Genomic DNA, 19048 nt, shown 5'->3' with positions numbered 1-19048 from the left:
TTTACGGCCCTGCGAGGGCACTTTGTAGAACTCGAATATCCCTTAGCCGACTACCTCAACGTCGGCTCGGGCTCGCGAACTCTGCCAGCAGCGGCGCCGTGTCGAGAATGTGGCTGCGCATGACCGCTTCAGCGGCTCCGGCATCGCCGCCGCGTAGCGAATCGATCACGGCCAAATGCTCCTCCGCGGCGCTGAGCGGTTTTTCGACATAGTCGAACCAGATGCGCAGATAGGGTTCGATGGTCACATGCAGGGATGCGATTTGCCGAATAAGCTTCGGGCGGCCGCTTAGATTGCAAATGTAGCCGTGAAATTCCTGGTGCCGTGTCACCCAATCGGCGCCGCCGGCAGCGCCACTGCGCTCCATACGGGCCAAAAGGCGCTCAAGTTCGGCAATGGTTTCGGCGTTCATCCGAGGCATTGCCAGGCGAACGGCAAGCCCCTCAAGCACCGAGCGGATCTCGAACGTCTCGTAGATCTCGTTCAGCGTCAGACCAGCGACGATACAGCCACGATTGGGGCGGATCACCACCAGCCCGTCGACTGCCAGCCGCTGGAAGGCCTCCCGCACAGGCATCCGGCTCATGCCGATCTCGGCCGCGATCTCTTCCGGGATGAGCCGGTCGCCTGCACGGTAACGCCCGAGGCGTATTGCAGATTGCAGATGCAGAAAAGCTTCCTGCTCCGCAGTGGCCGGCGTCTGGGCGTAGGGAATTGCCGAATGGCTCATCTGGGGATCTTTTTTGCTGAATTTTCTGATCAACGCAAAATTGGATTTTTGTATCCACAAATACAATAGAGTTCTGTCGCGCAGTCAAGGCAAATCGTCAAGAGCCCTTAGAGGCCGGCGCGGTCCCCTGATACCGCCTCGTATCGCGCGCCCGAACTTGGCGCAAACGCGGCACGGCTTCTCATCGAAAGGATCAAGGGACGTACGAAAAGCGTGTTCGTGACGGTCGCGCTGAAAGTCGTGGCACGTGGCAACACAAAGATGCCTGGAGCGTTTCCCAAGGCCTCGCGCCAATATCCCTAGTCGAGTTCGATGATGCTGCAGCCATAGGCCGGGAGCGACAGCCTACCGCCGCGTACTTTGCCATCGCCGAGCAAATCCTTGCCCGCGGGGACATTGCCGATGCTTGCCGGCTCGCCCAGCGTGTTGAGGATGAACAGCAGGCGGCGGTCCTTGCTCTCGCGGATGGCCGCTTCGACGCCGGCCGGCATGTCTGCGATGAGCGGCACGATACCGGCGGGCGCCAGCACTTGATCGGCCAGCACCTCGACCAGAGCGTCGCTGAGGTACGTGCCGAGGTAGATCACCTTGCCCTTGCCGACTTTGCGCGAAGTTATCGCGGCCTGGCCCTCGGCGAAGCGGCTGGCCCAGCTGCCGATAACCTCCGTGCCGGGCGCGACGTTAAGCAGCTCATAAAGATGCGCCGCCGTCACCTGCGCATTCCCGATCTTGAGCTCGTATTGGCGGCTCGCCGACGTCGCTGGCAGCTTCTTGCGCACCGTATTGGCGCCGAAGCGGCCGCCATGCTCGAACAGGCCCTCGCCGCCGATCGGCGTCAGCAACCCGAACTCCTCGACCGTGATCCCGGCCAGCGCCGAGAGCGTCTTGCCCGGCGAGGTGTCGCGGATGACGTGGTTGTTAACGTCGCGTGATCCGGTGCGGCCGCCCAGGATTACCGTTCCACCCGCCTTGGCGAAGGCCTCGATCCGCGCCGTCCACGCATCGGTCCATTTCAGCCAATGCGGCACGTAGAGCGCCTTGAGCTTGCTGAGATCATCCTCGGGATGGATGAAGCCGCAGGCGAAGTTGTGGCGGTAGCAATAGCGGTGCAGCAGCGTCGCATCGTCCTGCGGGCTCGGCATGCCGATGGGGCAGGAGCGGTGCATCTCTTGATTGTCGAAATCTGATCCGGCGATGCCCAAATCCATGCGCACATGCGTGCCGAGGATCTTGTCCTTGAGCGCCGTGACCTCGCCCGCAAACTGCTTGGCCTCGTCATAGCGCCGCCGCGGGATGTCGTCGTGATCGATGATGCCCATCCAATAGATCTCGGCGCCGAAATGCGCCGGCCGCCAGCGGAAGAACATCACGCCATCGGCGCCGCGCGCTACTGACGTATAGGCCATGCGGCGCATCTCGCCGGGTTCGGGCGTCAGCGTCGAGAAGTTCGGCTGCGCACCGAAACCCGATTGCTGCTCAGGCACGATGAAGTTGCCTGTGAAGCCGCGGCAGATGTCGAGACGCAGCGCCTGTACCTCGCCGACGCTGCCGACCCGCTGCATCTCGTCATCGAGATGCGGGTAGATGTCGAAGCCGAGAAAATCGAGATCGGTCGAGAACTCGCCGCGGAAGTCGATGTCGTCGATCCGCCCCAGATTGTGGAAGACGAACCAGTCTGGATTGGTCTCGCGCAGGATCAGCACCTGATCGTGCTGGAACCGCGCCGTGACGAAGGCGAGGAAGCGGTGATAGTCGACCACATGGGTCGGCCCGACCGGGGCAGGCGCGTAGTCGAGGGGCAGCACCACTTGATCGAAATCGTCGTAGGCGGTGGCCCAGAAATGCCCGCCCCACGCATCGTTGAGCGCGGCGATGGTCTCGTACTTGTCCTTGAGGAAGGCCTGGAACTCGGCCAGCGTCACCTGACCGTAGGACAGCGATCCAGAGGTATTGAGCTCATTGTCCGTCTGCCAGCCGATGATGTGCGAATTGCCGCGATAATGCTGGGCCATCGCTTTGGTGATGCGCTTCGAATGCTCGCGGAACACTCCGCTCGCAAGATTGCTGTGCTGGCGCGAGCCATGGCTCATGGCGCGGCCATTGGCATCGACGCGCAACACTTCGGGATAACGCGCCGTCAGCCAGCGCGGCGGCGTCGCCGTCGGCGTGCACATGATGGTCTTGATGCCAGCCTTGCCCAGCACATCTATGGCGCGGTCGAACAAAACGAAGTCGAACGTCCCCTCACGCGGCTCGATAATATGCCAGGCGAATTCCGCAAGTCGCACCGCGTTGAAGCCCGCGGCTGCCATGCGGTCGGCGTCGCGCTGCCAATAGCTCTCATCGACATGCTCCGGGTAATGCGGGGTACCGACGAGGAAAGTGTCGGTCGCGATCGGCCGCCAGACAGAGAGCGGCGCGGATTTCGAGGCAGTCGTCATAGTCGGAAAACTCCAGGCGATAGTCTACTTGATGGCGCCGGCGGTGAGGCCGCCCTGCCAGAACCGCTGCAGCAGCAGGAATACCACGATGACCGGGATGATGCTGACCAGAGCGCCGGTTATGATGATCGAGAACAGCACCTGTCCTCCGCCACCGCCCTGCTGCGCGAGCTGATACCAGGTCGCAAGGCCCACCGTGATCGGCTGATATTCCGGCGTGCGCAGCACGATGAGCGGCAGGAAGTAATTGTTCCAGGTCCCGACGAATGAGAGCAGCGCCACGGTCACCATGCCCGGTGCCACCAGCCGCAGCACGATGGCGCGGAAGATCACGAACTCGCCGGCGCCATCGAGACGCGCTGCGTCGAGCAGTTCGTCGTCGACGCCCTGCTCGATATAGACGCGCATCAGATAGACGCCGATCGGCGAGATCATCGAGGGCAGGATCACGCCCAGCGGATTGTCGCTAAGTCCCGAAAGCGCCAGCAGCAGGAAGGTCGGCACGACGAGGGCCGTCTGCGGGATCATCACAGCGCCCAAGACCAGCGCAAACAGCAGATTGCGGCCGACGAATTTGAATTTGGCTAACGCATAGCCTGCCGCGGTAGCCAAGATCGCGGCACCGAGCCCGGCGACGCTCGAATAGAGCACGCTGTTGAACATCCAGCGCATGAAGACGCCGTTGTCGCGCGCCAGAAGATCGCTCAGATTCCGCCAGAGGTTGAACTCCGTGCCGAAGCCGAAGCCGAACGTGGTGAACAGGTCGCCATTCGTCTTCGTTGCCGACAGGACCAGATAGGCCAGCGGCATGAAGCTGTAGAGGAGGAACAGTGACAGCAGCAGCGTGAGCATGATCCGCGAGCGCCGCCTTTCGCCGGGCCGGCGCTTGGCAGCCTCGAAAGTGGCGATGTCGGTGGTCGCAGTCATCATTGCTCCGACCGACGGCGGTTGGCGATCAGGGTGAAGATGTAGGAGGCACCGGCGATCACGATGCCAAGCACGAACGAAACGGCGGCCGCATAGCCATACTGCTGGTTCTTAGTCGCCAGAGAATAGGCATAGAGGTTCGGCGTGTAGCTCGAATTGATGGTGTTACTGGCGAGCGCGCGCATCAAATACGGCTCATTGAACAGCTGCAGTGTGCCGTTGATCGAAAAGATGATGGTGAGCAGGATCGCCGGCCACAGCAGCGGCAGCTGGATCAGCCGGGCAAATTGCCAGGGCGAGGCGCCGTCCATCCGCGCGGCCTCGGCGAGGTCCGACGGGATCGCCTTCAGCGCGGCGTAGTAGATCACCATATTGTAGCCGACATATTCCCACGTCACGATATTGGCCAATGAGAAGATCATCGCGCCCGGCGATAGGAAGTCCGGCGGCGGCAGGTTGAACGCCTTGGCAATCTGCGTGAACGGGCCGAAGGTGGGGCCGTAGAGATAACCCCAGATGATCGTCGCGATCACGCTCGGCACAGCGTAGGGGAGGAAGAAGCCGAGCCGGAAGACGCCCTTGGCATAGACCTGGCCACGATCGAGCACGATGGCGAACAACAACGCCAGGGCCAGCATGATCGGCACCTGCACGATGCCGAACAAAACGAGGTTCCACACGCCGCCCCAGAATTTGGCGTCGTCCGCGACCTTGATGTAGCTGGCTGCACCCGCGAACTGCCGTCCGCCCACCAGCGTGTCGCGGTAGAGGCTCATGTAGAACGCATAGATCAGCGGCGCGACGATGAAGGCGATAAACAGCAGCATGAAAGGCGCCAGGAACAGATAGGGCGCCAGCTTTCGTGACGTAAAACCGCCCGATCGCGCTGGGCGCGTCGCTGCGGCTGGCGAGTTCGACAATGCCCTGGTCCCCATCCTGCAAGATAAAGAGATCGGGCGCGCCGATCAAGGCGCGCCCGGCCGGTGCCCGGGAGGAGTTAGGCCACGGTGAAGCCTTGGTCCTTCGCGTAGGTGACCACGGCATCCTGGACACGGTCGAACGCATCCGACAGCGTGCCGTTGCCGCTGATCGAAGCGCCGAATTCATCGGACATCGACTGGTAGAGGAAGCCCTGGAACGGGCTCCACTCAAACGGCGCCACGGCACTCGCTGATTTGGCAAACACTTTGTTCACCTCCTGGCCGCCGAAGAATTCCGGCTTGGCGCTCGCCCATTCCGGGCTCGACAGCAGCGCGTTGGTGCAGGGGAAGAAGTTTTGCTTGGTGGTGTAGAGCTTTGTGGCTTCGGGATTCGTATTCAGCCAGATCGCGACTTCGGCGGCCTCGGGCAGATGCTGGGTCGCTTTCATCACGGCCAGCGCTGAGCCACCCCAAGCGCCAGTCACGAACTTGCTCGCGTCCCACTGCGGCAGATCGGCGGCACGCCACTTGCCCACGCTGGTCTTGGCGACCGAGGTCAGGAACAGCGGACCCCAGCCCGCAGCGAGCCAGGTGGCATAGCGACCCGAGTCGAGGCCGCTGTACCACTCATTGTTGAAGCCCGGCTTGGTCTCGATAACACCCGCGGTGATAAGGTCCTGCCAATAGGCGGCGAAGTCCTTAGCAATCTTGTCGTTGATCCTGATCACGAGCTTGTCGCCATCGCGGCTGACCGGCTTCCAGCCCATCGGCCACAACAGACCCAAGACCCAGTCGGCGTTGGCTCCGAACGGCGCGTCGGTCATGAACACATTCGGATCGGCCGCATGGATCTTCTTGCCCGCATCGGCAAACCCGGCCCAGGTGGTGGGCGGCGTGATCCCATGCTTGTCGAAGATGTCCTTGCGATAGAGCATCGCCATCGGACCGTAATCCTGCGGCGTGGCGTTGACCACATCGCCCATGGCGACCTGCGCCCATAGGCCTTCGGGGAACTCGCCCTGATGGGCATTGGCGTACTGGCCGATGTCTGCGAGGGCGTCGACCTGGCGGAAGCTCTCAAGGTGCTGGTATTCGATCTGGGCGACGTCCGGCAGGCCGCTGCCTGCCTGCAGGCCCGCGCGGAGCGCGTTATACAACGGGTCCCCCTGGCCGGGATTCACGAGTTCGATCTGGATGCCCGGATGCGCGGCGTTGAACATGTCTACCTCAAGCTGGAGATTCGGCACCCACGACCACACAAGCACCTTGACGGGCTCGGCACCGCGAACTGCCGCAGGCAGACCCGCTACCGCAACGCTCGCACCTGCAACTTTCAAGAAGTCACGACGCTGCATCATCCGCCCAAGCGGATTGAAAATCTTCGTCATTGAAGTCCTCCCACGAAAGATACGCTCCCACACGACGCAGGACGCGGTTTTTCTTTCAGTCAGAAACTTAATGCCGACATACAGTCGCTGTCAATCGCGATCGATTGATCTTTAATCGGCCATCACCAGGCTGTCAGCAGGGTTGAGCGTCGTCGAATCGAGCACAAGGCGCACCGCTCCAAGCACTATGTCGCGGTGCCCCAGCGCGCCTATCATGAGGCGCGGCGGGTCGTACACATTGCCCTTGAGGCGATGTCGCAGCACATCGAGCACCAGATCACCACCGCCGACGACCCGGCCCGCCAGTACGATGATTTCGGGGTTCATGAAGGCAGCAACACTGCCCACCGCCATCGTCGCATAGTCCAGCAACTCGGTGACAACCGGCGCGATTTTGTCCGCCTGCCGGTCGGTGACAGCGGCCAGGGTGAGCTTTCCCGCCGCATACTGGGTGTTGGCCTCTTCGAGCATCTTGGTCGCCTGTTCGGGGATGCCGAAAAAGCGCAGCGATTGCTTGTCGCCCAGATATTCGAACGGCCGCCCGGTAAGGAGGGGGTCGTCGAGATACCAGCCGAGCTCGCCCGCCGCATGCGAATGCCCGCCATAGAGCTTGCCGTCGATCACGACGCCCGCGCCCGCGCCGGGCCCGATCGAAAGGCTCACGACGCTGTCGGCGCCACGCCCGGCCCCGAATCCCCATTCGCCCACGGCGGCGAGGTTGCGCCCGTTTTCGACGACGATAGGTATCTGAATATGCTCGCTGAGCCGCGCCCGCAACGGCATGTCGCGCCAGCCGAGCCCGAGCGTCAGCACCACTTCGCCCTCCGGCTGCCTGACGATCGAGGGCACGCCAATGCCGATGCCGCGAATAGTCTGGCCGCGCTGGCGGGGGGCCGCCATAAGCCGGCGGATCAGGCCGACCAGCTTTTCGAAATTGCGCTCGCCATCATCGTCGGCGGTCTCGTGCATTTCTGTCTGCACGACGCCTTCGAGATTGGCCACGGCGCCGTAGAACTCGCCCTTGCCGGCCTCGATGCCAATGATCGCATGCGCCGCACCGCGGAACTTGATGCGCGCCCGCGGCCGGCCCCGGACATTGGCCTCGTCAAACCCGTCATACGCAACCAAATCCTCGGCAATCAGATCCTCGATCACCCGCATCACCGTCGGCAGGCTGATGTTCAGCCGCTCGGCGAGGCTCGATGGCGAAATCACTCCTTGGGTGCGGATCAAATCCACCACGGCCGAACGATTGAGTCGGCGTAACAGGCTCGACGTCGTGGGCTGGCGCTTCATTCATGGACCAGTTGCAAAAGGCCGGCGGACCGGCAACGAGCGTCGGCATAGACCAGAACCGTGCCAGAGTCCGCCTTTTTCTGATGACGCCGAACGTCAGTTGTCGCTCGGCAGGGAAAGCTACCGCGGTAGCCCGTTCGATGATTACGGCGCTCCGTGGCGGGCGCCCAAGCCCTCTGAAGTCACTGCGCTACTTGTGCAAATAACTGACGCCGGTCGCTTCAATCGGTTAAGAGCTCGTCCGCCCAACATCAATGACCGCTTTTGGCGGCGGGTTCAACTGATCGCTCCGCTAGGGTCTGATAGAGCAAGGTCTTTCTGGGGCGTTCGTTGAGTTGCCGCGCGATGGCGCTGAGCTTTGCCTGGCTGTGCAGGGACAGGTCGGTGCCACGTGGCAGATACAGGTCGGTGCCACGTGGCAGATATTGGCGCAGCAGTCGGTTGGTGTTTCATTCGAGCCGCGCTGCCAGGGTGATCTAGGATCGCAGAAGTAGACCTCGACGTCCGTGGCCAGTGTCAATCGCTGGTGCTCGGCAAGCTCTTTGCCTCGGTCCCAGCGCTGCCATGAAAGGCGCTGTCTTTGTCCCGTGCTTTATCGATGCGTTTTATCCAGGACGGCATTGCGACGCTCGAATTGCTGGAGCGCCTGAGTCTCGACGTGGACTATCTGAAGAGCAGACCTGCTGCGGTCAGCCGATGGCCAACAGGGGCGCGCACAAGGATGCGGCAGGGGCCGAGGCGGTCTTCGTCGCCAATTTTGCCGGCTACGATTATATCGTTGGACCTTCGGCGAGCTGCATCCACCATGTCCGCTCCCAGCCATCGTTCTGGAATCGACAGATCAGGCTCTCGCTCGCCGGAAGATTGTCGGTCCCACACACGCGTGGTGGACACGAATCCGGCGAGCCCGGCGACGTCTTTCATGGCCTGTACGAAATGCACCCCTCGAGGTGTTCGATGAGGCGGAAGACGTCCCCCTTCCCGTCCGACAGCGGATCGAACCAACGCATCGCGCCGAAATTTCATCGCTCGCGCGTGCTCTCCTTGACGTCGAGCGCGAATCCGGCGCGCTCGAGCACCGCGGCGCAGTGCACCTTGTCCTTCAGCTCTTCCAGCTCTGCTTTTTTCATCTTGCCTGCGCCTCGTCGCGCTCCCTCCCTCGATTCCGCCCCGGATTTCAGTGCAGGAACCGGATGCCGCGAAGAGCAGGGCGGGCAAGGGCGCGGCCGGCAAGCCGGCGTTTGTGCCGGGTGGCGCGAACGATGCCCATGTCGGTCATCAAGCCGCGCCCCGCCGCTTCGCCGGCATGGCGGTTGCCCGCGACCATGATTGTCAGTCCCAAAAAGCTGGCACCTAGGGCGCGGTCGCTCTTGAGATAATCATCCCGCCGGCAACATCCCTGTTATCGCCTCGGCGACAAAGGCTGGATCTTCCCAATGCGGGTTGTGGCCGCAATCCTGCGCCCACACCAGACGCGATCCGACGAGTGCATCGGTCAGTGTGCGCTGGTGCGCCGCGCCGAAAAGCGGATCGAGCCCGCCGGCGATGATCAGCGTCGGGGCCTGCACCGCCCGCGCCGCGGCGGTCAGATCGGTGCGGCGGACTTCTTCGAGAATGGCGCGCCAGCGCGCAGCCGGGATCGCGGACGCGTCCTCCGCGAGGCCGGCGAGAAAAGCCCGCGGCACGCCCGGTCGACAGCCATGCCACCAGTCGTAGAACGGATCGGACGGCGAGATCGGGTCGCGCAAGGCTGCGACGCCGTCGATCAGCTGATGATCCGATCCGAAATCGGGCTTCAGCGTGCTGGCCAGGATCACCAGCCCACCGATCAGCTCCGGACGACGCGCGGCCAGCATGATCGACACCATGCCGCCCAGCGAATGGCCGACAACGATCGGCCGGCCGAGCCGCAGGCGTTGGATCAGCCCGGCCATATCCTCGGCAAAATCGGCGGCGCGATAACCCTCGCCCGCCTGCGAACCGCCGTGGCCACGCAGGTCCGGCATGATAAGCCGGCGCCCGGTAAAATGCGGCGCCAGCAGCAAAAAACTGCGGCTGGTGTCGGTGAAGCCATGAACCAAGAGCAACGGCGGCTCCGAACCGGCGATCTCGACATAGGTAAGCTCGAGACTGCCGACATCGACGATGCGCTTACGTCCGGCCCAAGACGCCTGTTCGGCTTCCTGATCCGTCAGCTCCAAAGCCGGCCTCACAGTCCGAGCTTTTCCTTGACCGCGGCAAGGCCGGGTTTGCCATCGAAGGTGGCGACGCCGGCAAGCCAGGCATCGAGCCGATCCTTGTGCAGGGCGATCGACTTCAGAGCCCCGTCCTCCGGCTTCATGCCGTCGTTAATGAGGTAGCCCATGCCGACATTTTCCATGTCGATGTCGAAGGCGAGGTTTTTCAGGAACTGCGCCACATTCGGGCATTCCTGCAGAAAACCCTTGCGAACCTGCGTGGTCACGGTGGCGGCGCCGAAATTCGGACCGAAGAACTCGTCACCGCCAGTCAGGTACTTGAAGTCGTACATCGTGTTCATCGGGTGCGGCGCCCAGCCCTGGAAGACGATGAACTGCTTCTCCTTGATCTCGTAGCCGACCTCCGAGAGCATGCCGGCCTCGCTCGATTCGACCACCTGCCAGCCGTCGAGGCCGAAATTGGGATCGGCAATGGCGTCCATCATCAGCTGATTGGATCCGGGCTCGATGCCGTACATCTTCTTGCCGAACTTGTCGGCGAATTTGTGCAGGTCCGACAGGTCCTTGACGCCGGCGTCCCAGACATAGGTCGGCACGGCAAAGGTGTATTTGGCGCCGACCAGATTGACGCGCACATTCTCGATGGAGCCGTCCTTCTTGTAGGGCTCGTAATAGGTGACCATGGCCGGATCCCAGTAGCCGAGGAACAGGTCGAGGTCTTTGTTCTTCATCCCCTCGTAGATGACGTTGATGCCGAGCACCTCGCTCTGCGGCTCGTAGCCGAGCGCCTGAAGCAATACCTTGGCCACGCCGGTGGTGAAGGCGAGATCGTTCCAGCCGGGCTCGGCCATGCGGACCGTTTTGCAGCTTTCGACCTCTGCGGCCCGGGCCGCCTGGGAAGCCAGCGTCAGGGCCGCGACACAGACGCCATTCGCAAGCATGCGCAACATTCCGGTTCTCCTCTTTCCGACTTTGACCTATTGGTCACTTTATTGTCCTGTTGGTCAATTGTTGATCTGAACGGACGAAGATGTCAATATGGATTCGCAATGGATGGGTCGACCCAGTGAAGCTCACGCGTCTCAGCGACATACGCCGCAAGGAATTGCGCCAGGCGGCGTTCGCCGTTCTGGAGCGCGAAGGCATCGCCGGTGCGACGCTGGAAAAGGTCGCGGCCCAGGCCGGCGCCTCCAAGGGCATCGTGCTGCATTATTTCCGCAACAAGCAGGAGTTGTTCGAGCACGCCATGCGCGAGGCGAACGCCGTGCTCTGCCACGCCGTGGTCGCCCGGCTGCAGCGGGCGCGCACGCCGATGGAACGGCTGGACGCGGTGATCGAGGGCAATTTCGAGGAGCATCTGTTCCTGCCGCCGCTCTGCAATGCCTGGCTGTCGCTCTGCGCTGAAGTGCCCCGCGACGAGCAGCTGGCGCGCATCCAGAAGGTCATCCATGCGCGCATGCGCTCGAACCTCTTGTCCGGCCTGCGCGGCCTCGCTTCGCCGGAACTGGCCGACGAAATCGTTGTCGGCATCACCGCTTTGATCGACGGGCTATGGCTCAGGCTCGGTCTGCAGCCGGGCAGCGTCACGCGCGAGCAGGCTGTGCGCCAGGTCAAGGATTTCGTCGCGGCGCGGCTTTGCCCCGCGCCAGCCTAGGCCCGTCGGCCTTGCCTCGGTCGGATAAAATTCATAGCCGGCGAGGTCGTACCCTTGACCGCCCAATTGCGGGAGCATGGCGATGCGACTCCAACGAAGCGGGCGCTGGTCACCCGTGGGTCGGACAGCATCGGCCTGGCAATTTTTCGGAAGCTTTCGCCCGCGAAGGCGCGGATGGCTGATCGTGGGGCGCGACCCCGGCAAGCTGGAAACCTTGTGCAACACGCCGCGGTCGAAACGCTGTCGACCGATCTCGCCACCAGCGAAAAGGAGATCAAGTTCACTTATCCCTATCTGCATTTGGACAAAGTTGGGGGCACGACCACGGTAGAGAATCCTCGTTACCACTAACAGCCAGATTTCGATCCGACGCTAGTTCCCTGACAGAGGAAGCTCCGCGACGCATCAGGTCCGGCGGTAACCAACCCGGACCGTCGTTTCGAGACCGTGCCTCCTACATTGTCCAACTACAGGCTCGATCGAATGATTTCTGACGGAATCGGCAGGATCGCGATCACTCCTTGAAGCGGCAACATGAGAGTGGAATAGTCGGGACTAAAGCGGCCTGTTTGGGATTCCCCGCGCTGTTAGAGCGTGCCACACTGCGTGATGTGTCGCTCTTCGAAACGTCGCGCGAAACGTCGGCTCGATCGCGGTCCAGGACTTGCTCGCCGAAGAGCTGTCCGAGATTCTCCTGCCGCTGCTTAGGCTCGGACCCGAGAAGCTAAACCCCGAGGCATGGTCGCGAACGGCCTTTTAATCGAGATCGCTCGCCGGCACGAGCTTATTATGCCCCTATTCCACGACGTGGAGGTGCCGTCTTCAAGAGCCAGCCCAAAGAGGCGATGACGCCGATAGTCTGCGGCAAAAGCTTGAGCCGCGGCTCCGTGTAATGCGTTTTGGCGGATTGCATGATCTTCCCGTTGTTCGGTCGAGCGCGTATCGACAACTGCGAAAGCTTTCTCCATCAATCCACGGCTCTAGGACCTGCCGCGACCCCCACGCGTCCGCGTACCTCTTCTGGATGGCGAAAGCTGCCATTCAGCATACAGCCCCGGTGTTTCCGAGCGCTCAGTGTCCTCTTGCCTCGACTTTTCATCGAAAGCAGACTGGTTGCATCCCCTTTATTCGTTAGTCCAGCAATCCGAAAATGTCCGCTTTTAGGATGGCGAGAAGGTCCTTCGGACGCCCGAAATGAGGCGGTGGGTTCAACCGGTCGCCGCAACACCTTTAATCTGGGAGGATTGGGAGGTGTCGCATGGTGACGTCACGTATTTGGTTTACCCCGGAGCAGAAGGCCGAGCTTTGGGAGCGGTGGAAGCAGGGTCAGAGCATTTCATCGATCTCGCGGGCACTAGACCACCGGACCAAGGGCGGCGTTCAGCGGATCGTATCCTTACACGGCGGCATTGCTCCGTCAGCAAGGCGTAGAGCGGCCTCGGCGCTCGAGCTGGGGGAGCGCGAAGAGATCTCTCGCGGGATTGCGGCAGGTCTTGCCATCCGCGCTATTGCACGAAGTCTGGGGCGATCCCCATCAACGATCAGTCGCGAGATCTCGCGCAATGGCGGTGCCCAAGCGTATCGAGCAACCCGAGCCGACAAGCAGGCTTGGCACCGCGCGCTTCGCCCGAAGCAATGTCGCCTGGCATGCTCTGGACGGCTAAGGTGGCGGGTGGCGCAAAAGCTGGCACTGCAATGGTCGCCGGAGCAGATTGCGGGTTGGCTGAAGCGAGCGTACCCAGGCGATCCATGCCCTGGCTGACAAACTCGACTTGTACAAAGTCGCGCGCCAGTTCGATGCCTTGCGGCTGGCTGAGTTCACGCGGGAGCGCAAACTCCACCTCGCGGGCGAGCTGGGCATCCTTGCGGACCTCGAACGTTTCGACATCGTTCCACAGCCTCTCGCGGTCGCGCCAGGCCTCCGGTGCATCCTGCGGCAAGCGTTCGATGCGCTCATCGCGCAATCGCGACGCTGAACGGTAGGCGGCCGACGCGACGGCGCTTGAGCCTGCCTTGCGACCAATGACCTTGACGTGAAGATGATAGATCGCCATCGCGACCAGATCATTTGCACGTCAAAGCCTACGTCGGCACGACGTATAAGCGCGCCCTCCCTCGAAAAATTCTCGGGATGGACCAGCCCATCCCGGGCTGTCTCGGCAACGCTGAAGCCTTCTGGCGGACGCTCCACAATCAATGGAGACAGCCATGCGCAAACCACGAGACTTCGACGCGGACTCAAGACCCTGGAAGACAAGGCGCGCGAGCTCAAAACGCGAAAGGTGCAGCAGCTTGGCGAGCTGATGATCGCCACGGGGCCGATGCACTCAGCACCGACGAATTGGCCGGCGCGCTCGTCGCAATCGCCGAAACCAAAGACGCCGCGAAGCGTGAGGCATGGGCCAAGCGTGGCGTGATGTTTTTCGAGAGCCGGTCCCGGCGAACTGATCCGGCATCTCAACGCAACCCTCGCAGCGCTCCAGCGCAATCGGGCGGCCCGCAATCGCCGGCAGGCGGCACAGGCTCGCAATGACATGCGCACCTGGCAGGTCGAGCGTCGCCAGCGCACACGGCACCTCATCGAACTTGCGGTCTCGCCGTCAAGGCAGGCATTGTCGAGCTCACCAATGACGATCGCGCCACCATCTACGGCGCGCTGCTTTGGATCGCCGCCAAGCTGCAGAGCCATGAAGGCGAGCATGCGCGAAACCTATGGACCGCGAAGGGTAGGCAGGCGTTCGATGGTGAACGGCGTGAGGAGCAGATGGACCGGCGAACATAGCGATGGTTGTAAACGGCGGGCGGCGCAACAACGCAGCATATCGTGATCCATTCGCGATGCACCAACTTTCGACGCGCATTGAAAGTCATCGAATGTTTCGACCGGGGCCGTTTGCCATAAGCTGGCGTCAACAATTCGGGCGAGCATCGGCACCTTTCGCGAGTACGCGTCGTATTCTGGAAACGCGGCCAAGGACAAGACGCGTACTTCGTTCAACATCCGCCGGTATTGAATGGCAAAATTCACTGCGAGGAGCCAAAAATCGCGATCGTGGTTACCCGGTGGGCAGGTCATTGGAACCAGCTCGCGAATTCAGCGTTTCGAGCGGATGATCAGAAGTTTCGCTTACGCCCTTATCCTCGTCCAGGTATCCATGGCGACCGCGCTGGCTACACAGGTCTTCCTGTCGACCGCCGAGGAAGCCCGTAGCTCAGAACTCTCGCTGGCGCCGGCGCCAGGCGAAGAGGGATGCGCCAAGGCGATGTGGCCCAATATTCCGGAACGATGTCTGCAACGAGTCGAGCCGAAGGTGGTGACGCTCGTGCTCACCCAAAACAACTAATGGCGCATGGCGCTTTCTGATATGCAGCTGCCATGCGCCGCTGGCTGCGCTGCCGCGGCACCACCAACGCTCCGTTAAGCCTCGCTCAATCTCTGCAAGCTATCTTGTTGCCAGTTTGTCGAGGGTGACATGAAGCGCAAGTCGATAATGCTCTTTGCCTTCCCAGCTCTGATCCTGCTGATCCTGGCAGGGGAGCGCATGGCGACTTTCTTGCTGGGAGCATATCCGGCCAGTCCCGCAATGTGGCGGATCTGGCTTGAACTAAGGCCGCTGTCGACGATGTTCTGGCAACAGGTCGATCTTTATCTCGGGTCGTCGATGGTCCTTGATGCCTTGATGCTGGCCGCCGCGTCGATGGTTTGCTGGATGGCGTGCCGCACAAGAAGGTCGGCCGCGTTCTTCTTCCTTGCCAACCACGTCGCCCTGCTTTTCGCCGGGTTGATGATCGCTGTCACCAGCCATTCCGAAACAGCCAGCACGATCGCTTCGTTCGCCGTACCCGGGGGTCTTCCATTCTCGCTAATGGTTGATTTTACCTTGAAGAACACCCTTGTGCTGTTTTTGGGTGTGACAGCATGCGCCTACTGTCATGTTGTCTTTCTCAGCGAAACCCGGCAGCGGTCCGGAGCGCTGGCCGCGAGGCTTGTTGCTTTGCAGCGAGATCTCTAAGGGTGCCCTATTTTTTCCGGCGTTAGTTGATCTTCCGGTAGTAAACCTTGCCGTCGGCCTGCTCTATGCGCTGGTAGTTGGAGCTTGGGGCAGGCGCTGCGGCCGCGATCCTGTTTTTCGCTGGACGCGGCGCATCGACAACGTTGTGATCGGTCGCGTCTTCGCCATCGAGAACAGCAGGCGCCTCCGCCATGCTGCTGGTCGTGTCGACGGAAGGTTCCGCTGCGCTCGACGTGATTTCGTCATGGACAATAGGCTGGTTCTGTTCCAGCCGGGCTATGCTCCGGTTGATTTCGCCAAAGCTGCTCTGCAGTTGAGTGTCCAGTTTTTCAAATCGGCTCTGAAAACCGTTGTTGACCGTGTCCAGCCGGCCCCCGATTCGTTGTTCAAACGTCCCGAGTTGTTCCAGGCGCCCTTCCAGAAAGCGCATATCGCTGATGCCGCGGTAGAGATAGACTGCGGCTATTATGTTCACCAAGGTGAGCAGGGACGTGCCGATGATGACGGCGCCGACAATGCTTCTGTCGCTCGGTTTCACAACGGCAGCTTGCTGTCCGATGCGGGCTGCTGTCCCAATCTCGATTGCCGGCATGTCCGGTTCGCTGATCATCGTCATTGAACCACCACCTTTGCGCCGATCGCGACGCGCTTGAAGAGATCGATCACATCGGTGTTAGTAAGGCGAAAACACCCCGATGTTCCGTCGAAGCCAACACCCTTGGGATCGTTGGTTCCGTGTATCCGATAGAGCGTGTCACGCCCGTTCCGAAGCAGATAGAGCGCCCTGGCGCCAAGTGGATTGTAAGGACCGGCAGGCACCATTTGCGGCAGGTCCGGCTGGCGGGCGCGCATCTCGCGGGGTGGGCGCCATTCCGGCCATTCGGTCTTCGCCCCCACCTCGACCACTCCGGTCCAGCCAAATCCGTCGCGTCCGACGCTGATCTGATAGCGAAGCGCCTGGCCTTGTCGGGTCACCAGGTAAAGCGCTTTCTCGTCCTTGCGGATAACGATTGTTCCGGGCTGTTCTGTCGTCTCGAAGGCAACTGTCTTGCGCAGGCTGGGGCCCATTGCCGGCAGCGGCGGCCGATCCGAAAGTGCCGATCGTGCGCTGGCGAAATCCTGGACCAGCATCATCAGCGCAATGCTCATGACGCAGGCCAATCCCGGGCCAATCCGATACCTACTTGGCCGCCCCCTATTTGGCAGCGTCATCGAGCCGCTCTTTGAACATCCGCTTGAGGTCCTTGTTGAAGCGCGCACGCCCATCCACCTCGGCAGGCAGGATAGCACGGTTCAACGCATCGGTGAGAAGCGCATTGTCCAGCGCGACCGACTTGATGTGCGGCGCCTTAAAGATCTTTTCGAGTTCGCTGCGCGAAAAATGGTTGCCGAACCATTTGCGCTTGTGCTTGTTGGCGACCAGCGTGATGCTGACAGCATTGCCACGCAACTCACGGATCTTCTTGTAGAGCCGTTTGCCTTGCCGCAGCGAGGCGACGTTGAGTTCGAAGACGATGAATATCTCATCGCTCGTCGACAGCACGGAATTGTGCCAAGGCGTCTCGATGTTCGGCAGGTCGATGACGATGTCGTCAAACCGGTAGGCGACGAGGTCCAGCAGCCGGAAGACAAAATCACTGCCCTGCGGTTCGAAAGGCAATTGCGGCCTCTCGAAGGAATAGAGCGTCAGCCCGGACGGGCGCGAGAGCTTGATGACATCCATCAGCTCGACGTCGAGCCTCTCCGGCTGGCCGATGATGCCGCCGAGGTCGAACTGGTTGAACTGGTTGAGATAGGCGCCGCAATTGGCGCTCTGGAAATCGAGGTCGACCAGACAGGTGGAAGCCGCCCGCTCTTTCGACTTCGATGCCAGGAACTCGGCCGCCGAGAGAGCGAGCGTCGTCGCGCCGGCGCCGCCGCTCGCACTGATGAAGGTGATGATGCGGCTTTTGGTTCCCTGGTTGCCGGTGTCGTGGAAGGTCACCGCGTTCAGCAATTCCTTGCCGTCGAGCGGCTTGTGCAGCCAGTCCGAAGCGTTCATGCGCACCAGCACACGCGTCTGCTCCGACGACAGTTCGTCGGAGACGGCGATCAGCGGCACGGTCGCCCACAGCGCGCGCGCTTCGATGATGCCCGGCCTGCCGAGCAACTCGCCATTGCCGAGGTCGAGGATGACGATACCGGGGCGCGTATCAGCGGGCGCCCCCCTAAGGAAGTCGCCGGTCTCGGAAACCCTGACGTCGTAGATCGCCAGCGCATCGAGGCGCGTCGCCACATCGCGTTTGAAATTCGCATCCGACGAGAACAGCGCCACCTGCTTTCGCTTGGTCGGCGTAACCTTGGTGTTGATGGCATTCATGACGCGGTACTCTTCAAGTCTTCGCCCGTGACCGTGCTCAGCATGGAGGGCATGTTGATGTCTGCGAAACCCATCAGTCCTTTCAGGAAGAAGAACTGGAAGGTCCTGTTCTGCAGGCTGACGCTGATTGTCGGCACTGGTCCGCCCAGCCGCGTCTGGAAACCGAGGCCGGTGGCGGAATAGGTGATGACAACGTTGCTGCGCAGCAGGCCCGGAAAGAAATGACACATCCCTGGCCGCTGGTTGGCGGCCAGCACGGGACAGACGTCGTCATTGGTGACAGCCGTGTCACCCCGGAAAACTCGGCTGAAATTGGCAGCGCTGAAGATGCCGCTGTTGGTGCAGGCACCGGTGGTTCCGGTATACGAGCATGCAAACGGACCATACACGCCTGAGACGACCGGAGCACCGGGCGTTATGGTCGGTGCGGCGGCCGTCAGGTTGGTCGCAACCGGATCGGAAATTGAAGCCAACCGTGCACCGACCTGGACTGCCTTGGTTGCAGCGTTCCATTGATAAAACGCATAGCCGAAATCGACGAAGCCCAGGACAAGCGAGAACAGCAAGGTAGATACGATGGTCATTTCCACCATCGCCGCGCCGTCTTCCGATGTTGTGAAACGCCTAATCATGTTCAAAACCGGAGCAATCGCTCGTCGTGATAGCCGCGAAGCGTAATCGGCCCGATGCCGATAAACGAGAGCATCCCGACATCAGGGTACAGGTAGGTGCCGGATACACGGACGGTGCAGACCTGTGCCGTGGTCGAACGATATTTGGTAATGCCGGATTGTACGGCGTCGTAGCAGGTCGTGCTGGTCACCGTCACATTCGACGCCTGCCAATTGGCGATTCGCGGAACATCCGTCTGTGTTGCCGTCGGCTTGCCGAACACTGCTATATTGGCCGCGATCGCGGCGCAGTCGATCGCGGCAAGCCCGGCGTCGGTATACATCTGGCTGTTGCAGCGCGCTGCATAGCGAGCCCCGTCCGAAAGCCCGGCCTCCATCAACAACTTGTCATGGATCAGATTGCCGAATTCGAACACGCCGGCCGACAAGATCAGCATCAGCGGCGTGATCAGCGTCATCTCGACGAGCACCGCGCCGCGGTGGTCGCGCC

At 61.6% G+C, this 19048-nt stretch carries 18 protein-coding genes and 6 pseudogenes; 8 read left to right on the top strand and 16 right to left on the bottom strand.

Translation table 11 applies throughout. From position 1 onward, the window contains the following. Positions 1–55 precede the first annotated feature (55 nt). From NLY36_RS23060 to NLY36_RS23030, 7 genes and pseudogenes are all read right to left on the bottom strand, one after another. Positions 56–763, bottom strand: coding sequence for a GntR family transcriptional regulator (locus tag NLY36_RS23060; RefSeq protein WP_245260224.1), 708 nt, complete (start codon positions 761–763; stop codon positions 56–58). Between the two features lie 266 nt (positions 764–1029). Continuing rightward, complete coding sequence (locus NLY36_RS23055) at positions 1030–3171, bottom strand: beta-galactosidase (RefSeq protein WP_023735738.1); 2142 nt, start codon at positions 3169–3171, stop codon at positions 1030–1032. A gap of 24 nt (positions 3172–3195) precedes the next feature. Beyond that, positions 3196–4098, bottom strand: a complete 903-nt coding sequence (locus tag NLY36_RS23050; protein ID WP_023735739.1) for a carbohydrate ABC transporter permease — start codon at positions 4096–4098, stop codon at positions 3196–3198. After that, entirely contained in the window at positions 4098–4925 is an 828-nt protein-coding gene (locus tag NLY36_RS23045; RefSeq protein WP_050587467.1) for a carbohydrate ABC transporter permease, read from the bottom strand. The genes NLY36_RS23050 and NLY36_RS23045 overlap by 1 nt, the downstream gene beginning before the upstream one ends. Before the next feature lie 170 nt (positions 4926–5095). After that, complete coding sequence (locus NLY36_RS23040; RefSeq protein ID WP_023689294.1) at positions 5096–6406, bottom strand: ABC transporter substrate-binding protein; 1311 nt, start codon at positions 6404–6406, stop codon at positions 5096–5098. Between the two features lie 111 nt (positions 6407–6517). Beyond that, positions 6518–7702, bottom strand: a complete 1185-nt coding sequence (locus tag NLY36_RS23035; protein WP_023735740.1) for an ROK family transcriptional regulator — start codon at positions 7700–7702, stop codon at positions 6518–6520. A gap of 251 nt (positions 7703–7953) precedes the next feature. Next, positions 7954–8258 (bottom strand): annotated as a pseudogene (locus tag NLY36_RS23030) (IS30 family transposase); the annotation flags it as partial. An 8-nt stretch (positions 8259–8266) separates the two neighbouring features. On the opposite strand from NLY36_RS23030, the pseudogene NLY36_RS31685 reads away from it, so the two are divergent. Further along, positions 8267–8452 (top strand): annotated as a pseudogene (locus NLY36_RS31685) ((Fe-S)-binding protein); the annotation flags it as partial. Between the two features lie 427 nt (positions 8453–8879). Here NLY36_RS31685 and NLY36_RS23025 read toward each other — a convergent pair. The 3 genes from NLY36_RS23025 to choX are packed head-to-tail and all read right to left on the bottom strand — an operon-like array spanning position 8880 to position 10850. Then, positions 8880–9029, bottom strand: coding sequence for a hypothetical protein (locus tag NLY36_RS23025; RefSeq protein WP_023669333.1), 150 nt, complete (start codon positions 9027–9029; stop codon positions 8880–8882). 52 nt (positions 9030–9081) lie between these two features. Next, positions 9082–9915, bottom strand: coding sequence for an alpha/beta fold hydrolase (locus NLY36_RS23020; RefSeq protein ID WP_023713756.1), 834 nt, complete (start codon positions 9913–9915; stop codon positions 9082–9084). After that, positions 9912–10850 (bottom strand): choline ABC transporter substrate-binding protein, encoded by a 939-nt coding sequence (gene choX, locus NLY36_RS23015; RefSeq protein ID WP_023669332.1) that lies wholly within the window; start codon positions 10848–10850, stop codon positions 9912–9914. Before choX ends, NLY36_RS23020 begins: the two co-directional genes overlap by 4 nt. Positions 10851–10966: 116 nt before the next feature. Between choX and betI the strand changes: the two genes are divergently transcribed. From betI to NLY36_RS31680, 3 genes and pseudogenes are all read left to right on the top strand, one after another. Then, complete coding sequence (gene betI, locus NLY36_RS23010; RefSeq protein ID WP_031202248.1) at positions 10967–11554, top strand: choline-binding transcriptional repressor BetI; 588 nt, start codon at positions 10967–10969, stop codon at positions 11552–11554. A gap of 54 nt (positions 11555–11608) precedes the next feature. Further along, complete coding sequence (locus NLY36_RS23005) at positions 11609–11905, top strand: hypothetical protein (protein ID WP_023689298.1); 297 nt, start codon at positions 11609–11611, stop codon at positions 11903–11905. Positions 11906–12812: 907 nt separating this feature from the next. After that, positions 12813–13304: pseudogene (locus NLY36_RS31680) on the top strand (transposase); the annotation flags it as partial. Here NLY36_RS31680 and NLY36_RS31675 read toward each other — a convergent pair. Next, positions 13303–13608, bottom strand: a pseudogene (locus tag NLY36_RS31675) (MobA/MobL family protein); the annotation flags it as partial. The pseudogenes NLY36_RS31680 and NLY36_RS31675 sit on opposite strands and share 2 nt — an antisense overlap. Before the next feature lie 154 nt (positions 13609–13762). Between NLY36_RS31675 and NLY36_RS22995 the strand changes: the two are divergent. From NLY36_RS22995 to NLY36_RS22980, 4 genes and pseudogenes are all read left to right on the top strand, one after another. Continuing rightward, positions 13763–14087: pseudogene (locus NLY36_RS22995) on the top strand (conjugal transfer protein TraD). A 1-nt stretch (position 14088) separates the two neighbouring features. Next, positions 14089–14336 (top strand): annotated as a pseudogene (locus NLY36_RS22990) (conjugal transfer protein TraD). Positions 14337–14709: 373 nt separating this feature from the next. Continuing rightward, positions 14710–14898: a hypothetical protein gene (locus NLY36_RS22985; RefSeq protein WP_156931615.1), complete on the top strand. Its 189-nt coding sequence runs from the start codon at positions 14710–14712 to the stop codon at positions 14896–14898. A gap of 129 nt (positions 14899–15027) precedes the next feature. Next, the gene (locus NLY36_RS22980) at positions 15028–15567 is read left to right on the top strand and encodes a hypothetical protein (protein ID WP_023697278.1); all 540 of its coding nucleotides are present in this window, start codon (positions 15028–15030) and stop codon (positions 15565–15567) included. Between the two features lie 22 nt (positions 15568–15589). Here the strand turns inward: NLY36_RS22980 and NLY36_RS22975 are convergent, their stop codons facing one another. Genes NLY36_RS22975 through NLY36_RS22955 form a run of 5 tightly spaced genes read right to left on the bottom strand, consistent with a single transcriptional unit; the run spans position 15590 to position 19016 of the window. Further along, positions 15590–16183: a hypothetical protein gene (locus NLY36_RS22975; protein WP_023697279.1), complete on the bottom strand. Its 594-nt coding sequence runs from the start codon at positions 16181–16183 to the stop codon at positions 15590–15592. After that, positions 16180–16779, bottom strand: coding sequence for a L,D-transpeptidase (locus NLY36_RS22970; RefSeq protein ID WP_023697280.1), 600 nt, complete (start codon positions 16777–16779; stop codon positions 16180–16182). Before NLY36_RS22970 ends, NLY36_RS22975 begins: the two co-directional genes overlap by 4 nt. Further along, positions 16763–17926, bottom strand: a complete 1164-nt coding sequence (locus NLY36_RS22965) for a CpaE/TadZ family protein (RefSeq protein WP_023697281.1) — start codon at positions 17924–17926, stop codon at positions 16763–16765. The genes NLY36_RS22970 and NLY36_RS22965 overlap by 17 nt, the downstream gene beginning before the upstream one ends. Continuing rightward, positions 17923–18510: a TadE/TadG family type IV pilus assembly protein gene (locus NLY36_RS22960; protein ID WP_245260225.1), complete on the bottom strand. Its 588-nt coding sequence runs from the start codon at positions 18508–18510 to the stop codon at positions 17923–17925. The genes NLY36_RS22965 and NLY36_RS22960 overlap by 4 nt, the downstream gene beginning before the upstream one ends. 50 nt (positions 18511–18560) lie before the next feature. After that, entirely contained in the window at positions 18561–19016 is a 456-nt protein-coding gene (locus NLY36_RS22955) for a TadE/TadG family type IV pilus assembly protein (RefSeq protein WP_245265581.1), read from the bottom strand. Positions 19017–19048: the final 32 nt, after the last annotated feature.

The organism is Mesorhizobium sp. C399B, from assembly GCF_030323185.1.
In the GTDB taxonomy this organism is placed as follows: Bacteria; Pseudomonadota; Alphaproteobacteria; order Rhizobiales; family Rhizobiaceae; genus Mesorhizobium.
The sequence above is the reverse complement of the archived record's forward strand: the minus strand, read 5'-3'. Positions and strand labels throughout refer to the sequence as shown.

Coding starts and splice junctions, on each gene's coding strand:
- NLY36_RS23055 (WP_023735738.1), bottom strand. CDS start 3,171: ATGACGACTGCCTCGAAATCCGCGCCGCTCTCTGTCTGGCGGCCGATC.
- NLY36_RS23050 (WP_023735739.1), bottom strand. CDS start 4,098: ATGACTGCGACCACCGACATCGCCACTTTCGAGGCTGCCAAGCGCCGG.
- NLY36_RS23045 (WP_050587467.1), bottom strand. CDS start 4,925: ATGCTGCTGTTTATCGCCTTCATCGTCGCGCCGCTGATCTATGCGTTC.
- NLY36_RS23040 (WP_023689294.1), bottom strand. CDS start 6,406: ATGACGAAGATTTTCAATCCGCTTGGGCGGATGATGCAGCGTCGTGAC.
- NLY36_RS23035 (WP_023735740.1), bottom strand. CDS start 7,702: ATGAAGCGCCAGCCCACGACGTCGAGCCTGTTACGCCGACTCAATCGT.
- NLY36_RS23025 (WP_023669333.1), bottom strand. CDS start 9,029: ATGGTCGCGGGCAACCGCCATGCCGGCGAAGCGGCGGGGCGCGGCTTG.
- choX (WP_023669332.1), bottom strand. CDS start 10,850: ATGTTGCGCATGCTTGCGAATGGCGTCTGTGTCGCGGCCCTGACGCTG.
- NLY36_RS22985 (WP_156931615.1), top strand. CDS start 14,710: ATGGCGACCGCGCTGGCTACACAGGTCTTCCTGTCGACCGCCGAGGAA.
- NLY36_RS22980 (WP_023697278.1), top strand. CDS start 15,028: ATGAAGCGCAAGTCGATAATGCTCTTTGCCTTCCCAGCTCTGATCCTG.
- NLY36_RS22975 (WP_023697279.1), bottom strand. CDS start 16,183: ATGACGATGATCAGCGAACCGGACATGCCGGCAATCGAGATTGGGACA.
- NLY36_RS22970 (WP_023697280.1), bottom strand. CDS start 16,779: ATGACGCTGCCAAATAGGGGGCGGCCAAGTAGGTATCGGATTGGCCCG.
- NLY36_RS22965 (WP_023697281.1), bottom strand. CDS start 17,926: ATGAATGCCATCAACACCAAGGTTACGCCGACCAAGCGAAAGCAGGTG.
- NLY36_RS22960 (WP_245260225.1), bottom strand. CDS start 18,510: ATGACCATCGTATCTACCTTGCTGTTCTCGCTTGTCCTGGGCTTCGTC.
- NLY36_RS22955 (WP_245265581.1), bottom strand. CDS start 19,016: ATGACGCTGATCACGCCGCTGATGCTGATCTTGTCGGCCGGCGTGTTC.